Source organism: Vibrio hepatarius (assembly GCF_043642085.1).
Classification (GTDB): Bacteria; Pseudomonadota; Gammaproteobacteria; order Enterobacterales; family Vibrionaceae; genus Vibrio; species Vibrio hepatarius_C.
The window spans coordinates 524,072-548,352 of sequence record NZ_JBHZSA010000004.1; the positions used below are offsets into that span (position 1 = coordinate 524,072).

The window sequence follows — 24,281 nt, forward strand, 5'->3', positions numbered from 1 at the left end:
GGGAGGTTTCGACTAAATTGATTGAGACTAGCTGTTGATGAGCTCAGCCGCTTTCTTCATTGCTTCTTTGGTTGAACACTCAACCACGTTCGCGTTAGCAAAGCGCTGTGCATCTTTCACTTGAATGTCGTGAGCCAAGATAACCAGTTTCGCGTTAGCTACGTCTAGGTCGGTGATGCGGTTCTGAATGCCGTTTTGACCTTGCGTTTCTACCTTAATCTTAATGCCTGCTGCTGCGCCTGCTTTCTCTAGCGCTTTCGCTGCCATGAAGGTGTGTGCTACGCCTGATGGACAGCAAGTTACTGCGACAACGTCGTACTCGCCTTCACCAGCAACTGGAGCCGCTTGAGCTTGTACAGGCGCTGCTTGTTCGATTTCTTGTTCTGATTCTTCAGCGACTGGTTTCCAGAAGCCAACGATAAGTGCGGTAGTTAGCGAGCCTAGCGCAATACCCACTACGTACATTGGAATGTTGCTTGATACAGGCGCTGTAATTAGACCGCCCCATGGTGCATGTAGTAGAACGTCTGTTAGGAAGCCGAATACACAGCCCACAATACCACCGGCAACGATTGAAGGAAGCACGCGCATTGGGTCGTTCGCTGCAAAAGGAATCGCACCTTCAGAGATACCGATAGAACCCATGATTGCTGCCGCTTTGCCTGCTTCTTGTTCTTGCTTAGTGAACTTCTTCTTGAATAGGAAGGTTGCAAGCGCCATACCTAGAGGAGGCGTACAGATAGCGATGCCCACACCGCCCATTAACCATGGTTGAGTGTCTACTTGAGTTTGAGCAAATAGCGTTGCCACTTTGTTGATAGGGCCGCCCATATCGAATGCTGTCATACCACCAAGAATCGCACCTAGAACCACTTTAGAAGCGCCAGCCATTGACGCTAGGAACTCGTTCATAGACGCCATGAACAGCTTGATTGGCTCACCGATACCCCAAAGAACGATACCAGCAGAAACTAGCGTACCGATAAGCGGGTAGATGAAGTAAGCGCCAAGTGCCGTCATGTTGGCTGAAAGTGGGATCTTCTTAAGTTGGAATACCACGCCACCGGCAATAAAACCCGCCACGATACAGCCTAAGAAGCCGCCGCCCATATCCGCCATGATGCCAGAAGAGATCATCGCTGGTGCAAGCGCTGGTTTGTCAGCGATAGAGTAACCAATAAAGCCGCCAAGAATGATAGGGAATAGCACTAGGCCTTTAATACCGATGTTGGAAATATCCGCCAGTAAGCCGTCAGCCGGAACCGCACCTTTACCTGATGCCATTACCGCCAATGCCAGAAGTACACCACCCGCAACAATAAATGGAAGCATATGAGAAGTACCGAATAAAAGGTGTCCTTTCATGGTGCTGAGTAGTTTTTTAAAATCGCTATTGTTAGTAGCTTGAGCTGTTAGGGTACTCATAATTACTACGCCTTATGAATTGATTAAAATATTAAGGATTTGTTGTTCGTCTTTCGCGTTTTGGATCTCTTCAATAAACTCTTCGCTGAATTTTCCGAACAGCTCTTGAAGGACATAAATATGATGATCGGCGCCGTTATCTGGTGAGGCGATCATAAAAAACAGAGTGGGTTTAATGCCGTCTTCATCGCCGTATTCGATGCCTTCGCGCTTTACGCCAACAGCGATAGCAGGGTTGGTTACGGCTTGGCTTTTGGCATGTGGGTAAGCAATGCCATCCATTGAGGTAATGCTTAAGGATTCGCGCGTTTCAATATCATCTAAGAACGCGGATTTACTATTAATGCGCTCGTTATCTAGCAGCATTTGAGCAAGCTCTTCAAACACTTCTTTTTTATTATTTGCTTGAAGGTTGCCGCTAATTAAATTGACGTTTGTTAGTTCAGTAATCATCTATTTTTGACTCATCAGTGCTTATGCAATGGAGTCAATTTAATCCTTGAACCTAAACTCGGAAATAGTAAAAAAAATTCAACTACTAGACTTTTGTATCCGCTAATTTTAAGTGTGATAAACGTCATTTTTAACCTGTGCGGACGCTCACAAAATAAATTTAAATCAACAGCTTAGATAGAAATAAAAAAGCCCTGCATAAGCAGGGCATTGTGTTAGTGCTGACCTTGGGGGAAGGCAGGAGCACGTTGTTAACTGTATGCGCGAGCGACTCGACCTGCGCAGTCAATGGTGTACTGCTGAGCGAAAGCTGGAATAAATACTGATTGGCCTTTTTCGATGACGCACTGCTCGCCACAAATGTGGGTCAGGACCATAGCTTCATCAAGAGGCAGCAATATTTCAGCGCCTTGCGTTTCAATTTCTCGCTGCTCGGAGTGTTCAATAATGGCGAATTTAAAATCTTCGACCGGAATTGGGTACTCCAGCATGCCATTATATTGAGTAGGCTCTAACAGCAGGCTATCAATGCGCTTTTCATTAAAACGAGTGCAAGAGACTAGCTCTTTCACATCCATGTATTTTGGCGTGAGTCCGGCGCGCAGTACGTTGTCAGAGTTTGCCATGATCTCAAGCCCAGTGCCTTTGATATACGCATGAGGCGTTTCGGCATCTAAGTACATCGCTTGGCCGGGTTTTAAGGCAATCACGTTAAGGATCAATGGAGCAAACAAGCCAACATCGCCAGGGTATTGCTCTTCAAGTTCTGTAATCAGATTAAACAGCGGAGTTGGCGACAGCTTGGCTTTCATGATCAGCATCATCAGCGCGATTTCTTTCTGCTCACCTTGCAGCGATAACAAACCAGCGAAAAAGCTCGCTAGGCCATTAGGGGCTTGATCGCCCGATAAGTCGTTTACCAGTGAGTTAAGCTCAGGAATATCAAGGTAGTTGAAATGGGCAAGGATCTCGCTAATCGGCCTAAAGCCATTCATCGCCGTGTAGTCGGTTAACGCGTAGACCAGCTCTGGCTTATGGTTGGCATCTTTGTAGTTGCGGTTACTTGCCGACAGCGGAATACCTTGCTGCTCTTCGTGTTCAAAACCAAGTTCGGCTTGTTGTTTATTCGGATGCACTTGGATAGAGAGCGCTTTTTCAGCCGCGAGGACTTTAAACAGGTACGGCAGCTCACCAAATCGGCTAGCAATCTTGTCACTTAAGAACAGGCTTAGGTTTTGGCTTATTAGGTTAGACAGCTTGGTCTGCTTTGCGCCTGTATCGACCATTGAGCAACCATTTGGGTGCGCGCCCATCCAAATCTCTGCCTGTGGTTCACCTGCCGTATTCGCAGTACCAAACAGTTGAGTAAAAGAAGATGGGCTGCCCCATGCGTAGTTTTGAATCACGTTGGTCATCGGGTAAAAAACGCGCTCAAGCAGCGATTCAGTATTGATAGTTAGTTCAGACATCGACATCACCATAAAGAGAAAAGTGGCTTGGACGCGTTGCCCAAGCCAATATCAGTAAGAAAGGACTAAGCCGCAGCGGCTGTGTATTTCGCTTTACGAAGGTTCTTTAAGGTGATGCAAGTTAGTGCTGTAACGCCTGCACCTGCTGCCATACATAGAAGGGCTAACAGTGGGTAGTTCATTGCGCCAAGTAGAGCAACAACCGGACCACCGTGAGCAACGCTATTGGTAATGCCGAACGAGAACGCCATCACTGCTGCAACCATAGAGCCCAGTACGTTGGCAGGGATCACCGACATAGGGTCTTGCGCAGCAAATGGAATCGCACCTTCAGAGATGCCGACTAAGCCCATTGCGCCTGCGGCTTTACCTGCTTCAATTTCAGAAGATTCAAACAGGTCAAACTTGCGACCAAGTACCGTAGCCAAAGCCATACCCAGTGGAGCAACAGGGATTGCACATGCCATTGCACCCATAAATTGAGTTTGGCCGCTAGCAATCATGCCAACAGAGAATAGGAACGCGACCTTGTTAAATGGACCGCCCATATCAAAGCCAGCCATGCCACCAAGTACAATGCCAAGTAGAACCACGTTACCTGTACTCATGCTGGTTAGCATTGCAGTTAGGCCGTCCATTAGGCTTGCGATAGGCGCGCCGATGACAAAGATGAATAGACCGGCGATAAACAGAGAACCAGTGATTGGCGCAATCATGATTGGCACAAGCGGTTGAATAAACTTGTGGTAGTTGATTGAAGTGATCCACTTAACGAAGTAGCCCACTAACAGACCAGCGATAATTGCACCGATAAAGCCTGTACCTGCGTCAGCGCCGTAAAATGAACCGTTGTTGGCAATCCAGCCACCGATTAGACCTGGAGTCAGAGCAGGGCGGTCAGCAATCGCATAGGCAATGTAACCGGCAAGGATTGGGATCATCAGAGTGAAGGCAACCACACCGACTTCTAAGATTTGGTTCCAAAGACTGCCATCAGGAATCGCCATGCCCGCTTCAGTTGGTTCACCACCAACTGCTAGAGCTAGGGCGATAAGCAGACCGCCCGTCACCACGAATGGGATCATGTGTGATACGCCGTTCATTAGGTAGCGGTAAAGATCCGAACGTGCTTGAGACGCTTTTTCGGTAACAGACTGTGGAGCGCTGGTGGTTTCAGCTTGGTAAGCCGGAGCATTCAGCGCTTGTGTAATCAAACCTTCCGCATCGCGAATCGGCGCTTTTACGTTGGTTTTGATTACTCGTTTACCGGCAAAACGGGCCATATCAACTTGTTTATCACAGGCGACAACAATCGCATCAGCGCGAGCAATCTCTTCTTCTGTTGGGCTGTTCTTCACGCCGATAGAGCCGTTGGTTTCGACTTTTACCTCAAAGCCCATAGCATGCGCGCCTTTCTCTAACGCCTCAGCTGCTAGATAGGTGTGGGCAACGCCAGCCGGGCAGCCAGTCACGCCGATGATGAAGCCTTTAGTGTTCTCTAAAGATAGCGGCTCTTCTGCTTGTGGTTTCTGTAGCAGTAACTCAAGCGCTTGATGAGGAGAAGTTGCGTTGATAAAGCCTTCCACAAAGCCATCTTCAATCAGCTTAGAAGAGAGTTCCGCAAGCACTTCGATGTGGTGGTTATCGCCGCCATCAGGAGAGGCGATCATAAAAAACAGTTTTGATGGTTGGCCGTCGTCTGCGCCGTATTCGATACCGGCTTTGTGAATACCAATCACCACTGCAGGTTCAATTACCGCGGCACTTTTTGCGTGCGGGATGGCAATGCCATCTTCAAAGCCAGTGTTACCTTCTGCTTCGCGCTTTTGGATATCAGCTAAAAAATCGGCCTTGTTAGAAATTCGACCTTGTTGGTGCAGAACCTCAATCAGCTCTTCAAATACCTCTTGTTTGGAGGTGGCTTGCAGCTCAAGCTTAATTAAATTTTCATTGATCAATTTGGTGATCATAGTGGACCCCTAATGTGTTTCTTGTTTTGTTAGGGGTATTCTGAAATCTATCAGCAGCGCTCTGTAGTGAAGAAAAAATGCATTTACTGGAGGATTGTTGCGTCCGTTTTAGAGTGTGATTTTGATCGGTTGTAGGGCCCTTTTGGGCTTGGTGTTGACAAAGCTGAGTCGCTTTTTATCCCTTTGTTTATATGGGTTACGTCGATTTTGTTTGTTGGTTTTATGAGGTGTTTGTGTAAATTTCTAACTGGAGTTTTATTGCCAAGGCTGGATTTTTGTAACCTAGATCTCGAATTGTGATTTTGCTCAATAGCGCTATGTTTCACTAAGGAGTATATCTAGGCGATTAGCACTGCAACGTGCGGACTTAGCTTGTAGTTAGAGATGATTCAACATGGTATTTCATGATCTAATCTCGTCGGTACTGAACGAACGAGAGCCTTTTCATAACATCTGGTTTGCCGGGGATTTTCATACGCCTCCGGCGTTTAGCTATCAGGTTAACTTTCCGCGTTTAGAACTTGTGTTGGATGGGGAATACATTAATGAAATGGAAACCCATGAACGCAAGGTGACTAGTATTGTTGCCAAAGCGGGCGACGCGATCTTTGTCCCGCCTAACTGTTGGAATAAACCAGACTGGGATACCGACTGCTCGGTGCTGAGTATGCTATTTGGTCGTAGGCAGCTAGGGCTAAGCTTGGTCAGTAAACGCAAAGGGGAAGCGAACTTTTACGACATTCAAAAGCACAGCATTCAAACCCGCTCAGGTTTTGCCATCGATAATATTCTAGAGGCGCTGAGCGCACTGGCGCGAGAAAGTAATAAGAACCCAATGGATGAGCTATTGCTGCAAGCGCTGCTGCAATACAGCAAAACCATGCTCGATGCGCCAGTCGAGAAGTCGCAAAGTCGCGTTCAGGATCTTTATCAGGGCATTTGTATTTACATTCAAGAGAATTTCCATCGCCAGATCACCCGTGACAGCATCGCGACTCGCTTTAGCATCTCATCTAATCATCTTTCTCGACTGTTCCGCCAGCAAGGGCATATGACGCTGGCCGACTACATTACTTGGGTACGTATTGATCGCGCTAAGTTCATGCTCAAAAAATACAACTTTAAGCTCAATGAAGTGTCGATGCGTTGTGGCTTTAAAGACGTGAACTATTTCTGCCGAGTGTTTAAAAATCGCACCGGAAGAACGCCGACGGAATATCGTGGTTCGGCTTAAAGATTAAATAAGAAAAATTAGATAAGAAAGATTCGAGGTTAAGACAGCAATTGCGACATCGAGTACATCAGCAGCGCTTGCAGATCAACGCTGCTGCGTGTGAGTTTAAGTCGCTCGGGGAGCTGCTCGCAAAGTAGGTTACGGGTAAGGTTAGTGGCCGCGATGATCTGTTCACGAGTCGGTTTTGCAGGCATCACCAGTGCTATAGCGAGGTGAACATCGCCCATTTGTGAAGCCCAATCAATCGGAGTGTCACTGGCGATTACCGCAATGGCAATATGGTCGATATCGTCAAACATCACATGAGGCAGGGCGATACCCGGAGTGACGCAAGTGGAAGAGCGCTCTTCCCTTTTAATAAAGGCGAGCAGGAGTTCGTCAGGATGGCCAGGGTGAATCAACTGCGCCAACCCCTTCAAGCACTCAAATTTGGTTAATTCAGTGTGGGCCTTGGCGTAGTGCCATTTGGTTTCACTCTCAGGGCATAGCTGAGGAAGCCTTTTGGCGAGCTCACTAGAAAACTCATAGTTGATCTGCGAGCCAATCAGGGTGTAATGGTCGGCAATCACATCTTTGAGGACAAAACAGGCCAGCTCTGCATCCATGCCTATTGCGGTGATTTGGCACAGATCACTTTGAACCAAACCTACTTGCAGCATTGCCACCGCCTTAGTTAAGTCAGCGCTTCGATTACGGGTGATGTTAATGATCTTAATCGTACTTTTGAACTTCTTGGCTAAGCGACGAAGTGGCTGGGCGATATGAGCATTTGATTCGCTGCTTTCGACTAAAAAGGTGATTTGATATTCGTTCATAGTTAACGGCTTAAGGCAGAGAATCGTTAACGGCAGTGCAGTAGGAACACTTTATCAACATTGACTAACACGTCTTCAATAGAAACACGAATCGCGTTACAGCCTTCAAAGCGCGCAGCTTGGTCAATATCAATGTCAGACACAATCAGCACTCTGTCTGCCTGTGCAATATCTTGCGGTGAGAGCAGGTTTTCGATGCCCATCGCACCTTGTGTTTCGACTTTGATTTGGACCTTATATTTGGGCGCGGCTTTGATAAGAGCATCGGCTGCCATATAGGTATGTGCAATGCCTGTAGGGCAGGCGGTGACAGCGACTATTTTCACGGTGTTTCTCGGCTTGTTATTTTTTCGGATATTAGCACAGCATAAAACGCTGGTTTTGATTTGGCACCATGATTCGACAGACACATATCACAGTTTGGTGTGAGTGTTACAATAATCCAGTTAATGGTGTTTTCGTCCTATATCTAACACCATGGTCGCTGGTTAATCTATGTTCGAGCGTGAACATTGCAAGGTAGATACAATGGACATTACTAATCTAATTGAGCCAGAGACGATCTGTTTGGATCTTAAGGCCACCACCAAAGCTGACGCGCTCAAAGAGTTAGTTGAATTGCTCGATGCGGCAGGGAAATTAGCCGATAAAGAGCAGTTTTTGGCCGATTTATGGAAGCGTGAAGAGATCGGCAACACCGGCTTTGAAGATGGTGTCGCTATCCCACACGCCAAAAGTGATGCGGTCACTGAGCCAGCTGTCGCTGTCGGTATCAGCCGAACGGGCATTGATTATGGTGCTGAAGATGGCGAACTGTCGGATGTGTTTTTCATGCTTGCATCGCCCGATGGTGGCGATCATCATCACATCGAAGTGCTTGCCCAGCTTTCGACCAAGCTTATAGAAGAAGAGTTCATCAGCCAGCTTAAAGCGGCGCAAAGTGTTGAGCAGGCACGAGAGCTTTTAACCGATATTCAGCAGTCCAACCACGAGTTCTGGGATGATGAGCCATTACCGCTGCCGGAGCCATTAAGTCCGTGGAAGCTAAGATTAGCCCATATCAAAGAACACTTACTGTTTGGCACCTCGCACATGATCCCTTTTATCGTTGCTGGTGGGGTGTTGTTGTCGCTATCTGTGATGATTTCTGGCCATGGCGCAGTACCAGAAAGTGGCGTATTGGCTGATATCGCTAAAATGGGTATTGCAGGTTTAACCCTATTTACCGCAGTGCTGGGTGGCTATATCGCTTATTCGATTGCCGATAAGCCAGGACTCGCGCCAGGTATGATTGGCTCTTGGGTCGCAGTGGATCAATACCATACCGGATTTCTAGGTGCGATCGTGGTGGGCTTTTTTGCGGGTTTTGTGGTGCGGATGCTAAAGAAAATCCAATTGCCAGACAGCATGACTTCACTCGGCTCGATTTTTATCTATCCACTGGTTGGGACTTTTGCCACTTGTGGTTTGGTGATGTGGTTAATTGGTTCACCAATATCAGCTGCCATGGCGGGGCTCAATGATTGGCTCACTGGTATGGCGGGTGCGAGCAAAGTAATGCTTGGTACGGTATTGGGCGCAATGACAGCATTTGATATGGGCGGCCCAGTGAATAAAGTCGCGACCTTGTTTGCTCAAACTCAAGTTAATACTCAGCCATGGCTAATGGGCGGGGTTGGAATTGCGATCTGTACGCCGCCACTTGGTTTAGCATTAGCGACTTTCTTATCACCGAAAAAGTTTAAACGTGATGAGCGCGAAGCAGGTAAAGCGGCTGGCATTATGGGCATGATTGGTATCAGTGAGGGGGCGATCCCATTTGCAGCGGCCGATCCGGCACGGGTATTACCGGCGATTGTGCTTGGCGGTATCGTCGGCAACGTGATTGGCTTTACGTTCCATGTGCTTAACCATGCGCCTTGGGGCGGCTGGATTGTGCTTCCTGTCGTCGATGGCAAACTCGGTTATATCGTCGGTACACTCGCGGGGGCATTCACCACGGCGCTGATTGTTATCTTACTCAAGAAAAATGTTCTCGATGAAGAAGAAGAGGCGGCATTGGTTCGTGCATATCACGCAATAGATGGAGAGGGTGAGGCAGAGATCTTAGCTGTCACTTCTTGCCCGTCTGGTGTGGCGCATACTTTCTTAGCCGCCAAGTCGTTAGAGAAAGCCGCTTATACCATGGGACTTAAAATTAAAGTCGAAACCCAAGGCGCCAATGGCATCAACAATCGTATTACGGAAAAGGACATTAAGAATGCGAAAATGGTGATTTTGGCGCATGACGTGGCAATCAAAGAACCCGAACGATTTAAAGGAATGAAGACAGTTGAAGTTCCGACTCGTGACGCAATATTAAATGCACGCGCCTTACTTTATAGGCGCCGCTAACACTGAATAAAATACCGAACCCTTAAGTCAAATAGTCCTCCGACTATGATGCTCTTTGCTAGTCGTCTGAAAACTCGCTGGCAATCTTAATAAACAGATCCTCTTGAGCGAGAAAAGCTTCAATCACTTCTGGATCAAAATGCTGCCCATTACCTTCTAAAATGATGCTTTTGGCTTTGTCGTGGCTCATTGGGTCTTTGTATACTCGCTTACAGATTAGGGCGTCATAAACATCAGCAACGGCCATCAAGCGTGCACTAATTGGAATCTGCTCTCCTGAGTAACCATTTGGGTAGCCCGAGCCATCCCATTTCTCGTGGTGACCGTAAGCAATCTCTTTAGCAATATCAATAAGGTCATTGTGCGCTCCAGAAAGCTGCTCTGCTCGCTCCAGTGCCTGTAAACCTAAGGTAGTGTGCGATTTCATTATCTCAAACTCTTCCTTAGTCAGTTTACCGGGTTTGAGTAAGATTGAATCAATAATGCCGACTTTCCCGATATCGTGCAGTGGCGCCGCTTTGAAGTAGGTATCGATCATTTTTGGGGTAAGCTCAGCGCTGTATTTATCTTTACTCGCAAGGTACTCCGCCAGTAACTTTACGTAGTGCTGAGTACGCAAAATGTGGTTGCCGGTTTCTGGGTCTCGAGTTTCAGCTAGGCTTGCCAACGCAAAAACAACGGCATCTTGCATACGGTCCAGTTCACTCGAACGCTTAAGAACTTCCTTCTCCAAATATCCATTTTGGTCGCGGAGGAAATCCTTAGAACGTTTGTTTTGTAGGTGTGTTTTTACTCGAGAGCGTAGCAGTGGAATACTGACTGGCTTATGTATGTAGTCCGCGGCTCCTAGCTCAAACCCCAATTTTTCGTCTTCTTGAGAGTCCTTTCCGGTTAAAAAGACAACAGGGATATGGCGTGTTTTGGAGTTGTTGGTCACGTAACGAATCACATCGTATCCAGACATTTCTGGCATCACGACATCCAGTAGGATCAAGTCAATATCAAACTGTTCGAGAATATGCAGTGCCATCTCACCGGATTTAGCGGCTTTGATTTGATAACGCCCAGCAAGTCCTTGAGCCATAAAGGCGAGGTTATCTGCAGAATCATCGACTAGCAGAACGGTGCAATCATCTAATTTTTCAATCGGCATCGCGTGATTTCATCCAAAGTTTTTTCGGCAGTTTGCTGACTACTAACTAAACTATAGACAAGTAATTCCGAAAATCATTTTAACCATTACGTATTAGAAGAAATCGATGCCCTCAATTCGAACGCTTTTCACTGTGTTGTTTTTAGCGATGGGACTTTGCTCACTCGCTATGTTTGGTGTTTCACTGAAACTCTCTGACTTACATGTCAAAAGTGGTGAGCATCAGAAACAGCTATTTGTGTTTTATCGCTTGTCCCATGAACTCAAACAGAGCTCAGATAACCTAACCAAATTTGCCCGTGCATACAGTGTGACCGGAGATGAGCATTGGGAAAAGTTGTTTAATAGAGTCTTAGAAGTTCGCTCAGGTCAAGTTCCAATACCAGAAGGCAACGAGTATGAGTATTGGGATGTTGTGGCAAACTCTGATTTGGATGCAGCCCTGCTGACTGTCGGTAGCAGCACACCGCTACTAGAGCGGATTCGGGAGTCAGGGATAAGTTCGATAGAGTTTTTTGAACTGAAGAATGCGTTGGCGCTATCTGATGCTTTAGTTCAGTTGGAGCGTGATGCCTTTCTAGCGATTAAAGGCTATCGGCAGGAGGAGAACGGTAATCTCGTTGATATGGGGCAAGCTGACCTAAGAACTGCGCAATCTCTTTTATATGGGGAACGATACTTTTCCGAGAAAGAGAAAATCATGAAGGCGATTGCCACGGCGAATCAGTCGATTTTAAGTAGAATTCAAGGCGAAATTTCTTTAGCAGAGGGGCAAGTTCGTCGTTATGAAGCATTGAATAGCGCAATTCTGGTGGTGTTATTATTGTCCATTTCGCTCTCATTCATACTGCTTTGGAGAATGTATATCAGCCCTTTGAGTCAATTACTAAGAACAGTTGTTGGTCAAGTTAAGCAGCAAGACTATGCATTTACTATCACTCAAACTGCTTATGCCGAACTGCAAAAGTTCATTGATAGCTTAAACGTCGTCTTTCATCACATCTCCGAACAGCTTAATCACAATACCTTAGTTAAAGATTTCAATATTGTCCTACGCACCAGCCAGTCAACCCAAACACTAGCAAGAGAAGTTACTCAATTTCTGCTGCATCAGTTTCCACTACAAATTATCGCAGTGTATATCTATCAGGAGGATAAACTGGAAAGAATCGCGGGTGTTGGGTTTGGCGATGATAGTACCAGTTCGATTCAAGACCCTTCATCAACGGAAATCAGCGTCTTGCTCTCAGGTAAGCCTTTTACTATGAGAGATCTCAAAGGTAAATATTCAATGCTGGTCAATGGCGCGTCATTAGAGCTAAATGAAATCTACTATTTCCCTTTGTGCGTGAACAACAAACCAGTCGCTTTGCTTGAACTAGGTACAATTGAACACCTCAGCCAACAGCAGTATCAGTGGTTAGTGCAGATGTTAGACGATCTGTCTGTCAGCATTCAATTGAGCCAAAATGTCGAGCTGCAGCGTAAAGCAGAGCAAAAAGTCCTTGAGCAATCTCAGCTTAATCAAGAGGTTTTGAATGCAACCCCTAATCCTATGTACTGCTTGTCTCCCGACGGGTATTACTTGACCGTTAATGCGAAGTTTTGCGAGATGCTAGGTCTACCCATGAAGGAGATTGTAGGTAGGACGCCTAGTGACGTATTTAGTGCAAGCACCGGTCAAGTGTTTACTACGGTTCATCAAGAGTTAAGCCAATCGCGGGGCAGCAGAAACTACGAGCTTTCTCTGTGCGATGCAGATAAACAAAACAAAGAGATGCTGGTCTATGAAGCCTCTTTTGGTAATGGCGACGGGGTTGTCTCTGGCATTGTTGGTATCTTGCTTGATCTCACTGAACGAAAACAGTTTGAGAATGAACTGCGTGAAGCGAAAGAGTTAGCCGATGCGATGAGCCAAGCCAAAGGGGATTTCTTGGCCAATATGAGTCATGAGATACGTACACCAATGAACGCTATTCTTGGCATGGCGCATTTGGCATTGAACACCGAGCTTGATCCGACACAGAAAAAATATCTCTCTCGGATTAATGAGTCAGCGAAAAACCTACTTGGGATCATCAATGACATTCTAGATTTTTCTAAAATTGAGGCGGGTAAGCTCTCTGTTGAATCGATAGATTTTAATTTGGATGAAGTCTTCGATAACTTGACCAATGTGATTTCTTATAAAGCCAATGAAAAAGGGGTGGAGTTCTTACTAGATATTGATCCGAAAGTACCAATCGGTTTGATAGGGGATCCTCTGAGAATCGGCCAAGTGCTAGTCAATCTCTGTGGAAATGCGGTCAAATTTACCGAAAGTGGTGAGATCGTAGTATCAGCGTGTGTTGAGGAACAAAACAACGATCAAGCTACGATCCGTTTCTCGGTCAAAGACAGCGGTATTGGCATTGCGAAAGAGAAAATCGAACATCTATTTCAGGCATTTTCACAGGCTGACAGCAGTATAACGCGCCAGTTTGGTGGTACGGGGCTGGGCTTGAGCATCAGCAAGCAATTGGTTGAATTAATGGGCGGTAAGCTGGTTGTAAATAGTACCGAAGGGCAAGGTTCGGAATTCAGTTTTACCATTCAGTGTCGACTGCAAGAAGCCAAAATGCGTGATATTTCTGAGCCAATTAGTGCGCTCTCAGGCAAGCGTGCTCTTATTGTTGACGATAATGACTCCGCACGAAGTATTTTGCTGACGCTGTTAAGTGCCATGCATTTCGACGCATCGGCGGTGAGTAATGGTTATGAAGCGCTCGATGAGTTAAAAAGCAGCAGTTTTGATCTACTGTTTGTCGATTGGAGCATGCCAGGTATGAGTGGTATTGAGCTGTTACAAAACGCTCAAGATCAGCAACTCATTCCCGATTGTAAAACCTTTCTAGTAACCGCATATGGACGTGAGTTGTCTTTAGTAGAAGCGAGCAGTAAGCTAATTGATGCTTTGATTGTCAAACCAGTGAATCCTTCCAACTTGCTTGATGCGATTATGGACAGTTTTGGTATTGAACATGTGTCAAGTAAGCCCGTGGTTTCAGATAATGCCCGTCCACGTTTTACCCAGCAAAAGGTATTGTTGGTTGAAGATAACGAAGTGAACCAAGAAGTGGCGCTTGGCTTACTTGATGGGACAAATTTGGATGTATTGGTTGCTAACCATGGTCAACAAGCCATAGAAATGCTCCAACGACATGAAGTCCACCTGGTGCTGATGGATATGCAGATGCCAGTGATGGACGGTGTCACCGCAACTCGAGAGATTAGAAAGCTGCCGCAATGGCAACAACTCCCAATCATCGCGATGACAGCCAATGCGATGCAAAGTGATGTCGATGTGTGTCTAGAGGCTGGCATGAATGGCCATATTGCTAAACCGATTAACGTCACTAACCTTTATTCCACCTTGCAACAATATCTACCGATTGAAGATCAAACGGTTGCTGCCAAACATCAACCTTCATCCATCAATAACGAACAAGTTAACGACGATTATCCGCACTTAACTGGCATTGATGTTGAGAAGGCTATTTTTGACACCGGTGGCAATCCTGACTCTTACTTTTCAATCTTAGAGCGCTTTTTGGATGCGCAAAAAATCGATAGCTTCTCTTTACAAGAAATCATTGCCAAAGAGGATTGGGAAGGGGCGGAGCGCATGGCCCATACCTTAAAAGGAGCATCGGCTAATCTGGGAATTACGGATTTGACCGAATTATCCGTTCAAATTGAAAAGCAAGTTCAAGCTAAGGATAAACGGGCCATTGAACTCGCCCAACAAGCGCATAGTACTGTCAAACAATTAAGACAACAGCTGCAAGCTTGGCGTGCATTACACGCGCCTGCTAAAGATGTGTCATGCGATGAACTTCAAGAGCTCTACTTACTCCTAGTCGAGAAAGTAGAGAACTACGATGTGGCGGCATTAGAAATTATCAATCAAGCGAAGCATTGTGATTTGTGGACTGAGCAAGAGAAAAACAAATTGATCGAACTGATAGAAAACTTCGAGTTTGAACAAGCGAAAGAACTACTAGATAAGTTACCTCAGCCTGAATGAAGCTGAATACTAAGTAACAAACAAGAATAAACACAACGTCAGGTGGTTTTCTTTATGGATAGAGGAAAGCAATATGAACATTAACAACACGATGAAATTGGTGTTTGTCGTAATAGGCCTCGGTATCATCATTAGTGTCGTTACGGTGTTACAACTGAACGGCCTACTACAGCAAGTAGATAACATGGCGAAAGTCCGTTATCAATCTTACCAAGCGGCTGATGAATTGCGCCAAAGCTCGGACGATTTGACACGTTTAGGCAGAACTTATGTTCTGACGGGGGATGAGACTTACGAAAAGATGTATATGGACATCTTAGCCATTCGAAACGGCGATAAGCCTCGTCCTCAAGAATACCACACCATTTACTGGGACTTAGTCTTGAGTTATGGGCAAAAACCCAAGCCAGATGGTCAGCGCATTTCTCTGCAAGCGATGATGGAAGACCTTGGTTTCTCGGATCAAGAGTTTCGTCTATTGAAAGAAGCGCAGGGCAATTCCGATGCTTTGGTGAATATGGAAGTCAAGGCGATGAATGCCGTCAAAGGTCTCTACCCGGACAGTTCAGGCAATTATACTCAGCGCGGGGAACCAGATTTAGCCATGGCCGCTCAACTTCTTCATAGTAAACAGTACCATCAAGAAAAAGCGAAGATCATGGCCCCAATTGATCAGTTTTTTAAGGCTCTGGAATCTCGAACCTCCTCCCAATTTAATAATGCCGCACAAGACGTAAGAACGACGGTGTTAATCGGCAATATTTCTCTGGTTGCCGTGTTTGTCATTGCCATCATCGGATATGCCATTGTGAACCGTAAAGTCGTGAAGCCGATTGATGAGATGGCGAAAGTACTCAAACAAGTGGATGTCGATTCTGATTTGACCTTGCGAGTGGATGATGTAAGCCAGAATGAGCTGGGTGTGATTGGTACGACGATTAACAAAGTACTGGTCAGCTACGCCACTACGATCACCAAAATCAATCAAGTAAACTCAACGATTTCTCAGATCTCTGAAGCGATTCAGGGGATTACCCAACGTAATATTTCTATGGCTAATCAGCAAAACCAAGAGATGGAAATGGCCGCGACTGCAATGGAAGAGATGACAGCTGCACTGTCTAATGTTGCTCAAAGCACAAATATGGCGGAAGAGTATGCTGGTAGCGCAGAAAAAGAAGCTTCGACGAGCAAGCAAGTGTTTGACAAAACGACCGATGAGTTCGGTCAGCTTGAAGGTGAGTTCTTAAACACTGCTGAAATCATTCAACAGTTGGCCGAAGAATCAAACAATGTGGGTAATGTGCTTGACGTTATTAAAGCAATTGCTGAACAAACTAACTTGCTAGCTCTGAACGCTGCGATTGAGGCCGCTCGAGCTGGTGAGCAAGGGCGTGGATTTGCTGTTGTTGCAGACGAAGTACGTTCATTGGCGCAAAGAACGCAAGATTCGACGGGCGAGATTGAAGGGATAGTCCAAACACTGCAAGAGAAAGCGAAACAGTCGACGGTGACTATTCAAAGCAGCTCAGAGAAAATGCAGTCAACGCGAGAGAACATGGGGGTCGCAAATGATGCGCTTGGCACGATTCAGGGCTCCGCGATAGAGATTCATAAATTGAATACGTCAATTGCAGCGGCGACCGAAGAGCAGTTAACGGTTAGTGATGAAATATCCGGTAATCTATCTAATATCAAAAACCTCTCATCAGATATGAATGAAGCAATTAATCAGTTAGAACCGATCGTCTTAGATCTTAAGCAGAATGTTGATGATCTCAATGGAGCTATACACCATATTCGAACTTAGTGGTTGCTGGATGACTCGACATGCTGTTGTGGGTAAGGGCCTCATATAAGCTGCCATTGATTTCAAAATCATTGGTAGCTTAGCTGTGGCAGCAACGCCAATATCAAGAAACGCTCTCTGTGTAGGCATAAACTTTTTATGCTTGGACAAAACTAAAATCTATAGGAATAGTCACCTATGTAAGAATGTCGTACATACAGAAATCACCTTGTAGGCACTTGCTGATAGTGTTGTAGTTATATTCCTACCTGTCTTGAAATAAATTAATAAATTCAATTATTTACATTCAACCTGTATTTTGGGGTTGTTTGACAAACATTCCAGAAGTCATATTCTTGCTGGCCTATAAGTCAGAGAAAGAAATATGCCTCACCTTTATCGTTCATTTGTATTCGCATTAGCAGCCTTTACGCTATTCATGTTTTCTGGGCACCCAGCTTATGCTCAGGAACAGTCAGTTTCAGAGAGCAAAAAATCGTTGGTGTTTGGTGTTGTTACGAGCGGAAATTGTGACAAGGATTGTGTTTTACAGACCAATACATTTTTCGCAATCAGTAACGATTACTTGCGAAATGTAGCATCGGCGATGAATGTTGCAGTTGAGTTTAAGTCTTACCCAAATATTGATGAGTTACTTTTTGCGGTTGAACATGATGAGGTTCTTGGTGCCGTAGGTTTTAGCCGAACAAAGCAACGAGAGTCTCGCTTTCTTTTTTCTGAGCCATTATTCAGAAGTCAAGTAGCAGTTTGGTACTTAGATGATTCACTTAGTAATACTCCAGCCAGTGAACTTAGCTGGGCGTGTGTAAAAGGCTCTTCTTATTGTGCTCAGCTAGAGCATGAGGGAATTAGTAAGATTTACTATGCTCAAAACGCTGACGAAGCAATGAGCAGCATGCAAGGTGGTAAAAGTAATGCGTTCATTTCTAGCTTTGTACTGCTAAGCAGATATTTAGATAATAAAAATGTTGTCAATGGCTCTATTGAAACGCCGAGTTGGGTTACGGAAGAGAGCGTTAGCCTAATTACATCAAAAAATAACCAATGGTTGATTGATAAAGTAAATCGAGTGATTGCACTCGAGCAATCTGGTGCGAATGTAAGAACGATAGTTTCGACCAATCGTTACCACACTATTGAACGCCGCCTACAAAAGTATCTTGCTGTTAGAGGGAGCAGTCGAGCGATTACTTACAGTACATCGCCAAATTCATATCCATTTTTATTTAGAGATGAAAACGGGGACCTAGATGGCTTTCTGTTTGATTTTTTTGAGCTGATAAAATCACGTAGTGGCTTGGATTTTGAGTATGTTGAGCCGACTGACGTTCTAAAGGGGAAGCTGTCAAGTTTTGATGCTGATATCGTTCCAGTTGCTTACACACAGATAACCTCCATTCCTAATTGGCAACTGACCAATTCATTTATGTCATTGAATTATGTGGCAGTGACAAAGTCAGGTGTTTCTATGCCCAGCAAAAATAGGGAGAAAGTCGGTATTTTAAGCGGGATTGAGGGAAAAGGTCTCGTCCACCTAGTCGGTTGGAGAGATAGTCAAGTGTCACAATACAATGATTTCTTGGGAATGGTGAATGATCTTAAAGAGCAGGTTATCGATGTTGCTTACATCCCTCAAGAGTTTGCTCATACAATTTTGTTAGGAAATGACGCGAGTGAGCTTGAGGTAGGGGAGCATGATTCGCTGAAAGTACATTTGGCTCTTGCGACAAAAAACAACCCTGAGCTAAATGCTCTACTGAACAGCCTTTTCAACAGCATTGATGAGAACGAGTTGAAGAAAGTGATGCGCAGCCATCGAAGCATCAACTTAGTTAATGGTGTTTCGTCAGAAAATCTTTGGCAGATGGGGGCAGGGGCATTTTCTATTTTGATATTCTTGGGCTTGTTCGCTTACTTCTTGATTTCTAACCTCAAGCTGAAAGTTGAGCTCGCAGAGTCGAGTGCCAATCAAGAAGAAAAAGAAAAAGAGTGGTTGAAATCGATAATTGTAGAGCTTGATAGCTGGGTATTTATTCATGACAGAAACAACAACCTTCTGCTAAGTAACTGTTCTCTTTACCTTAATAAGCAGTGCCAAGGCTGTAAGGTAAATGAAAATCTATCAAACCAATACCTAGTTGATAACGAAGAGGAAATCGAGCTGGTTCTCGGTGGGCAATCTATTATGGATTGCCATGAAGTTAACGGCTGTGAAAACAACCTACGTTATGTCTCTCGTCGACGTAAAGCCATTCGTTCAGTCACGGCAAACACAGAATATGTACTGACTGTGTTAGATGATATCAGTGAACAGAAACAGCGTGAAAGTGAACTGATTGCAGCGCGTGAAGAGGCTCAGCAAGCTGTGTCAGCTCGCGAGCAGTTTCTAGCTACCATGAGTCATGAGTTAAGAACGCCGATCGCGGCAATTCAAGGGTTACTAGAATTAGCTTCTTTACGAGAAAAGTATGGGCAAACTGCAGACTTACTTGCACAAGCTCAAAAATCAACTCGCCACCTTAATGTGCTAGTTGATGAGGTTCTCGACTTTTCCAAGCTCAATGCTCAGCAGCTCGTACTAAATCCTACTAAGGTAAATTTGCTTGAACTTTTATGTGAATCAATACGTTCATTTGAACAGGCTGCTCACTCAAAAGATCTTATCTATCAAGTGGATATCAATCCCATAGTGTGCCGTTATGTGCTCATTGATGAAGTTCGTTTAGTGCAAATTCTCAACAATTTACTTTCCAACGCGATCAAGTTTACTTCTTCAGGGTTTGTCAAAATTGAGGTGTCGGGAACGCAATGTGAACTCAAACTGAGTATTTCTGATAGTGGGATTGGTATGTCCACTGAGCAGATTGCAAAGGTTCTTAAACCATTTACTCAGGCTGATGCTGGTGTCACAAGGCAGTACGGTGGCTCGGGGTTGGGCTTGAGCATCGTCGACAAGTTGGTGAACTGCATGGACGGCAATATGTCTGTGGAGAGTATCCCCAACGTTGGCTCTGTGTTCCGCATCAACATTCCTCTTGAGTGTGTTGAGCAAGAAGATCGTCAACTTGCCCGTTTTACTTACTCAGAAAGCCTACCCGTTGCTCTTAAGCAGTGGTGCCGTATTTGGGGAATGTCAGCAGCTTCTGAGCACGAATACTCCAATATTTCTCTGGATGAGAAAGGGCATATTCAGGTAATGACAAATAGTAACGTGCGCGAGTCTATTTCACTTGAAGAGTGCCGTTACCCAAGTGTTATTCAGAACACACTTATTCAATCGGATACTGATAACTCACGACCTATTGAGAGTAATGCACTGATCGGGAAAGTATTGGTTGCTGAAGACAATGGTATTAATCAAACCATTATTAGAATGCAGTTGGATGAGATTGGTGTTCAGCATCATATTGTTAGCAACGGCAAAGAAGCGATCGACTACCTCAACCTTAATCAAGATGTATCCGTTGTTCTTACCGATTTCCATATGCCAGTTATGGATGGCTTTGAGTTAACGCGTCTAATAAAAAGCAGTGAAGTTTACGGCCATTTACCTGTCATCGGCATCACCGCGGAAGATGCCAGAGTGGCGAAGGAACTCGGCAAGGAATCAGGGCAAGATGCGGTGCTGTGCAAGCCATACAGCATCGATATTCTTCGCCTGTACCTTAAGGAACATCTGAATGAGGTTTCGTCAATGCCAACTTGGTTAACGCCTTATTCAGAGCGAGAACGTCCTGAATTTGCGGATATTTTTATTCAAACGATGGAACAAGATCTAGCAGCGCTTAAGAACTCAGATAACTTGGGAGCGAAGCGTAAAGCGTTGCACCGAATCAAAGGCGCGTTAGGGGCAGTCGGCATGTCGACGTTAGCACAGCAGTGTAAGCAAATAGAGAAAGCGTGCGATGAAGAGTTGGATCACATAGCGGCGGAGTTCATACAAAAACTCAACGCAGAGATCGACGCAACCAAGGTGTGGAGGATGTCTGGTGAAGTTTAATAAACATATCGTATTGCTTGATGATCATCTTATGCAATTAAAACTGCTTCAGCGAAGTTTAGAGTCATTAGGTGCAGAAACGGTGTCTTGTTATGACAACGTCGATCAAGCTTTAGCCCATATAAAATCAAATGTGGTCGATCTCATTGTCTGTGATTTAAGTATGCCCAATAAAGATGGCATTGACATGCTACTGATGCTGAATGAACAGGGTTTCAAAGGTGACGTTGCGATTATTAGTGCAATGGATTTACCAATTATTGCAACTGTTAAGTCGATGTGTGAAGGATTTACCTTTGACCTTATCGCAGAGATTTCGAAACCGTTTCAGCTCGATGCATTACAAGAGATAGTCAGCCATAAACGCAGCCCTCATGTTCATTCTCCCTGCTCTAGCTATGACGTGAGTGAAGAGAGCTTTCTGGTTGGCTTAGCAAATGGAGAGATATGTAATTTCTACCAACCTCAAGTTGAATTTAACACACGCAAGGTCGTCGGAGTAGAAGCGCTTGCTCGATGGCGTCATCCGACATTGGGTATTCTTACTCCTGATGCGTTCTTACCAATCGTAGAGCGTTGCAACTTATCGTGCGAGTTGTTTGATATTGTTGTTAGTAATGCAATTAGGGATATGCAAGCCGAGTTGCTGCCAAAGAACGTTTCTCTCAACGTGGATCAGTTTAATTTAGAGCATGCCTGCTTTGCTGATACTCTGATTAAAACGTGTAACCAGCATAACATCGATCCGACAAGGCTGACTATTGAGATAACAGAAGAATACTCTTACCGAAAGAGTATGTCGTTATTCAAAAACTTGGCAAAACTAAGAATAAACAATATCAATATTTCAATCGATGACTTCGGGACAGGACACTCGACATTAGAAAATTTATATTCTTTACCATTTAATGAAATAAAAATTGATCGCTCGTTTGTATTTAACTGTGAACACGATTCTAAGAAACAACAAATAATCAAGTTTATATGCGGTCTAGCGAATGAATTTGATATTAAAGTCGTTGCTGAAGGTGTTGAAAACTCTGATTGCTGGCAACTATTAAAAGAAATGAATGTTGATATTTGTCAAGGTTACTACATCAGTAAACCCGTCCCTGTAGATGAAATGAAAAATATAATGAGACTTGACTATGAATAAATTTGACTGTTTGGTTTTTGATGATCACCCATTAGTAGGAGTGGCAATTAAGGCGACGTTAAGTTTTATGGATTGTGTCAATTCTATCTCTGTCGTTTACTCTTTGAAAGATGCTCTCGATGCAGCCAAAAACAAAGATATCGATTTTATTATTTTGGATATTAATCTATCAGATGGGGATGGATATGATTTTTATCGACGAATTAAATTACATGGTTACCAAGGTAAGGTGTTATTTTACTCTGCCGAAGAGAGTTCATTATTTAGCGAAATGGCGTTTAAAGCAGGAGCAGATGGTTATGTTTGTAAATCTGAGGATCAAAAAACTCTCCAAGATGCAGTAGAAGCGATTGCTGCCGGATATACATTCTTCAAGTTTAAAAGTGATAAACAAGAGATCCAAGAGCAAGTGGTTCTTTCTAATCGTGAAACAACGGTTATGAGCCATCTATTGAAAGGTAAAAATAATAAAGAGATTGCTCAGTTATTAAAGATCAGTGATAAAACAGTAAGTACGTATAAGAAGCGTTTGTTTGATAAGTATGGTGTCGGTAATCTGATGGAGCTCAGTAAGGTAGTGAAAATATGAGTATTAAGGATTACAAATGGAATGTGGCATTTAAGTCGCTGGCACTTGCATTTATATCTTATACTATTATTTTTGTTTTGTACTCAATTGTTGAGGTGACTGATAAAAAATCCAAATTTGCTTTTGCGACTGAATTATTAGACAAACAAAAGCAGCGACTTGTTTATACATCACTGTTCGTTAATACTGTGTTTCATATTGACGGTGTTGTTTTGAAAAAAATTTACTCTGAGAGTGATAAATATGGTCTTGATACTTATGTTTATTCATTGTCAGGTAAGGGGGGCAAGTATGAAGGCAATGAGGAAATTGTTATTTTATCAATGATTTATGCCTTTGGTAATATGAATTCATTTATAGGCAATGAAAACTCATTAATATACTACCGTTCATATGAAAGTGGTGGGAAGATAATCTCATTTAACGATCTTGGCGACTTTGGTGTTAATCAGAGTATGTTTTCAAAAGAGAGATGTCAGCAATATAATTTGTGTTCGCTATACGCTACCAAAGAGTCTTTGTCTGACCGTTTACTCGTATCTAGTATTTATGATGATTATAGAACTGGCTCCAAAACCATTACTTTATCTAGTCCGATTATTGATAATGGGAAGGTTATTGGTGACATAAGTACCGACATCTATTTTGATATCTCAATACTGGCTGACGAAGCTTCAATTTCTAGTCAAACCCAAGGTGGGATGAATTACATTAATGTTGACTATCCGCAGTATCCGATGGGAGAACTTTCTTTTCGTTCTTCTTATGTCGTTGATAATAAATCGACGCTTGTATTTGAGCTACCAATTACTAAATTGATCTTAGATACAGCACCTATATTTCTTTTATCTTTGGCTATATCGCTTATTGCCACGATTCATTACATGCGATACACGATTCAAAAGAAGATGTTTTCTCAGGTATACGAAGAGTCAAATCGTGACGAAATGACAGGGTTATGTAACCGTAAAGTCTTCAGCACGCCAGAGTTTTTATCAGATACTTTGAATCAAACTGTGGCTATATTAGCGATTGATGGTAATAAGCTTAAACAGATCAATGATACCTATGGACACCATTGTGGCGATGCGGCAATTAAGCATATTGCTGATGCGATGAAAAAAGTGTTTAGAGATTCGGATTACATAGTGCGAACCGGTGGTGATGAGTTTCTCGCTATTTTGCCTGGTTGTCCGTCACCACGGGTCATGGAGCTTAAAGAGCAGCTTAAGAAAGAAGTCATGCGCAAAAAGATTCGTCCACACAATCTGGCAGTATCTGTCAGTGTTGGCATTGCCTTCAAGAGGCCTGAAGAAGATTTGGAATATGCCTTAATTGCCGCGGATGAGAATCTATATAGTGATAAAGCAGACTCGAGAGATGCATCTGCATGAGCACCCACTATCTTCATTTCGATCCGCGGCTAGAGTGGCTACTGTCTTACCCGGTCGACGCAGTCCCTTTGCTAGCGGAATCTTACGTTGTCGAAATGCGTGGGGACGTAATAGACCTAAAAGCAACAAGTAATAACCCGGCGAGCCTAATTAACTACCTACATAAAGTGAAGGGTAGCCTTGGCATGATTGGCTACCATGTTTTGCATGAAAAGGCGGATAAGTTACTAGTGATACTCAGAGAACAGCATGACGTGCCTTCAACTGAACTGGAGAGCTTAATCACTGAACTTGATGGCAGCATTCAGGCGCTTGAGCAGTGGTGTTTTGGTAGTGATGAAGTGAGCTAACTA

General features: G+C 44.2%; 16 protein-coding genes. 9 read left to right on the plus strand and 7 right to left on the minus strand.

The window, feature by feature from the left end; translation table 11 throughout:
- Positions 1–27: 27 nt before the first annotated feature.
- The 4 genes from ACHUFZ_RS11695 to ACHUFZ_RS11710 all read right to left on the minus strand — a co-directional run bounded on the left by ACHUFZ_RS11695 (position 28) and on the right by ACHUFZ_RS11710 (position 5,317).
- Entirely contained in the window at positions 28–1,425 is a 1,398-nt protein-coding gene (locus tag ACHUFZ_RS11695) for a fructose-specific PTS transporter subunit EIIC (protein WP_394127303.1), read from the minus strand.
- Positions 1,426–1,437: 12 nt separating this feature from the next.
- Positions 1,438–1,878 (minus strand): PTS sugar transporter subunit IIA, encoded by a 441-nt coding sequence (locus ACHUFZ_RS11700; RefSeq protein ID WP_394127304.1) that lies wholly within the window; start codon positions 1,876–1,878, stop codon positions 1,438–1,440.
- A 251-nt stretch (positions 1,879–2,129) separates the two neighbouring features.
- Positions 2,130–3,347: a mannose-6-phosphate isomerase, class I gene (gene manA, locus ACHUFZ_RS11705; RefSeq protein ID WP_394127305.1), complete on the minus strand. Its 1,218-nt coding sequence runs from the start codon at positions 3,345–3,347 to the stop codon at positions 2,130–2,132.
- A gap of 65 nt (positions 3,348–3,412) precedes the next feature.
- Positions 3,413–5,317 (minus strand): PTS fructose transporter subunit IIABC, encoded by a 1,905-nt coding sequence (locus tag ACHUFZ_RS11710; protein WP_394127306.1) that lies wholly within the window; start codon positions 5,315–5,317, stop codon positions 3,413–3,415.
- Positions 5,318–5,711: 394 nt separating this feature from the next.
- Between ACHUFZ_RS11710 and ACHUFZ_RS11715 the strand changes: the two genes are divergently transcribed.
- Positions 5,712–6,551, plus strand: coding sequence for a helix-turn-helix transcriptional regulator (locus ACHUFZ_RS11715; protein ID WP_394127307.1), 840 nt, complete (start codon positions 5,712–5,714; stop codon positions 6,549–6,551).
- Positions 6,552–6,589: 38 nt separating this feature from the next.
- On the opposite strand, the gene ACHUFZ_RS11720 is transcribed toward ACHUFZ_RS11715, so the two are convergent.
- Both ACHUFZ_RS11720 and ACHUFZ_RS11725 read right to left on the minus strand, forming a co-directional pair.
- Positions 6,590–7,366: a PTS sugar transporter subunit IIA gene (locus ACHUFZ_RS11720; RefSeq protein WP_394127308.1), complete on the minus strand. Its 777-nt coding sequence runs from the start codon at positions 7,364–7,366 to the stop codon at positions 6,590–6,592.
- 26 nt (positions 7,367–7,392) lie between these two features.
- Positions 7,393–7,692: a PTS fructose transporter subunit IIB gene (locus tag ACHUFZ_RS11725; RefSeq protein ID WP_126574402.1), complete on the minus strand. Its 300-nt coding sequence runs from the start codon at positions 7,690–7,692 to the stop codon at positions 7,393–7,395.
- A gap of 202 nt (positions 7,693–7,894) precedes the next feature.
- Here ACHUFZ_RS11725 and ACHUFZ_RS11730 point away from each other — a divergent pair, with 202 nt between their 5' ends.
- Positions 7,895–9,760: a fructose-specific PTS transporter subunit EIIC gene (locus ACHUFZ_RS11730; RefSeq protein WP_394127309.1), complete on the plus strand. Its 1,866-nt coding sequence runs from the start codon at positions 7,895–7,897 to the stop codon at positions 9,758–9,760.
- 58 nt (positions 9,761–9,818) lie between these two features.
- Here ACHUFZ_RS11730 and ACHUFZ_RS11735 read toward each other — a convergent pair whose 3' ends face one another.
- Positions 9,819–10,913 (minus strand): HD-GYP domain-containing protein, encoded by a 1,095-nt coding sequence (locus ACHUFZ_RS11735; RefSeq protein WP_394127310.1) that lies wholly within the window; start codon positions 10,911–10,913, stop codon positions 9,819–9,821.
- Between the two features lie 106 nt (positions 10,914–11,019).
- Between ACHUFZ_RS11735 and ACHUFZ_RS11740 the strand changes: the two genes are divergently transcribed.
- The 7 genes from ACHUFZ_RS11740 to ACHUFZ_RS11770 all read left to right on the plus strand — a co-directional run bounded on the left by ACHUFZ_RS11740 (position 11,020) and on the right by ACHUFZ_RS11770 (position 24,278).
- Complete coding sequence (locus ACHUFZ_RS11740; RefSeq protein ID WP_394127311.1) at positions 11,020–14,979, plus strand: PAS domain-containing hybrid sensor histidine kinase/response regulator; 3,960 nt, start codon at positions 11,020–11,022, stop codon at positions 14,977–14,979.
- Positions 14,980–15,052: 73 nt separating this feature from the next.
- Positions 15,053–16,789, plus strand: a complete 1,737-nt coding sequence (locus ACHUFZ_RS11745) for a methyl-accepting chemotaxis protein (protein ID WP_394127312.1) — start codon at positions 15,053–15,055, stop codon at positions 16,787–16,789.
- Between the two features lie 364 nt (positions 16,790–17,153).
- A complete protein-coding gene (locus tag ACHUFZ_RS11750; RefSeq protein WP_394127313.1) occupies positions 17,154–20,789 on the plus strand; it encodes an ATP-binding protein in 3,636 nt (1,211 codons plus the stop codon).
- Positions 20,779–21,945, plus strand: a complete 1,167-nt coding sequence (locus tag ACHUFZ_RS11755; protein ID WP_394127314.1) for an EAL domain-containing response regulator — start codon at positions 20,779–20,781, stop codon at positions 21,943–21,945. Before ACHUFZ_RS11750 ends, ACHUFZ_RS11755 begins: the two co-directional genes overlap by 11 nt.
- Positions 21,938–22,534: a response regulator gene (locus tag ACHUFZ_RS11760; RefSeq protein WP_394127315.1), complete on the plus strand. Its 597-nt coding sequence runs from the start codon at positions 21,938–21,940 to the stop codon at positions 22,532–22,534. Before ACHUFZ_RS11755 ends, ACHUFZ_RS11760 begins: the two co-directional genes overlap by 8 nt.
- On the plus strand, positions 22,531–23,928 hold the full coding sequence (locus ACHUFZ_RS11765) for a sensor domain-containing diguanylate cyclase (RefSeq protein ID WP_394127316.1): 1,398 nt from the start codon (positions 22,531–22,533) through the stop codon (positions 23,926–23,928). Before ACHUFZ_RS11760 ends, ACHUFZ_RS11765 begins: the two co-directional genes overlap by 4 nt.
- A complete protein-coding gene (locus ACHUFZ_RS11770; RefSeq protein WP_394127317.1) occupies positions 23,925–24,278 on the plus strand; it encodes an Hpt domain-containing protein in 354 nt (117 codons plus the stop codon). Before ACHUFZ_RS11765 ends, ACHUFZ_RS11770 begins: the two co-directional genes overlap by 4 nt.
- Positions 24,279–24,281: the final 3 nt, after the last annotated feature.

Bases quoted from the DNA above. Each gene is read 5' to 3' on its own strand.
- ACHUFZ_RS11770 (WP_394127317.1), top strand. From the start codon at position 23,925: ATGAGCACCCACTATCTTCATTTCGATCCGCGGCTAGAGTGGCTACTG.
- ACHUFZ_RS11760 (WP_394127315.1), top strand. From the start codon at position 21,938: ATGAATAAATTTGACTGTTTGGTTTTTGATGATCACCCATTAGTAGGA.
- ACHUFZ_RS11750 (WP_394127313.1), top strand. From the start codon at position 17,154: ATGCCTCACCTTTATCGTTCATTTGTATTCGCATTAGCAGCCTTTACG.
- ACHUFZ_RS11710 (WP_394127306.1), bottom strand. From the start codon at position 5,317: ATGATCACCAAATTGATCAATGAAAATTTAATTAAGCTTGAGCTGCAA.
- manA (WP_394127305.1), bottom strand. From the start codon at position 3,347: ATGTCTGAACTAACTATCAATACTGAATCGCTGCTTGAGCGCGTTTTT.
- ACHUFZ_RS11745 (WP_394127312.1), top strand. From the start codon at position 15,053: ATGAACATTAACAACACGATGAAATTGGTGTTTGTCGTAATAGGCCTC.
- ACHUFZ_RS11695 (WP_394127303.1), bottom strand. From the start codon at position 1,425: ATGAGTACCCTAACAGCTCAAGCTACTAACAATAGCGATTTTAAAAAA.
- ACHUFZ_RS11765 (WP_394127316.1), top strand. From the start codon at position 22,531: ATGAGTATTAAGGATTACAAATGGAATGTGGCATTTAAGTCGCTGGCA.
- ACHUFZ_RS11740 (WP_394127311.1), top strand. From the start codon at position 11,020: ATGCCCTCAATTCGAACGCTTTTCACTGTGTTGTTTTTAGCGATGGGA.
- ACHUFZ_RS11715 (WP_394127307.1), top strand. From the start codon at position 5,712: ATGGTATTTCATGATCTAATCTCGTCGGTACTGAACGAACGAGAGCCT.
- ACHUFZ_RS11735 (WP_394127310.1), bottom strand. From the start codon at position 10,913: ATGCCGATTGAAAAATTAGATGATTGCACCGTTCTGCTAGTCGATGAT.
- ACHUFZ_RS11720 (WP_394127308.1), bottom strand. From the start codon at position 7,366: ATGAACGAATATCAAATCACCTTTTTAGTCGAAAGCAGCGAATCAAAT.
- ACHUFZ_RS11700 (WP_394127304.1), bottom strand. From the start codon at position 1,878: ATGATTACTGAACTAACAAACGTCAATTTAATTAGCGGCAACCTTCAA.
- ACHUFZ_RS11730 (WP_394127309.1), top strand. From the start codon at position 7,895: ATGGACATTACTAATCTAATTGAGCCAGAGACGATCTGTTTGGATCTT.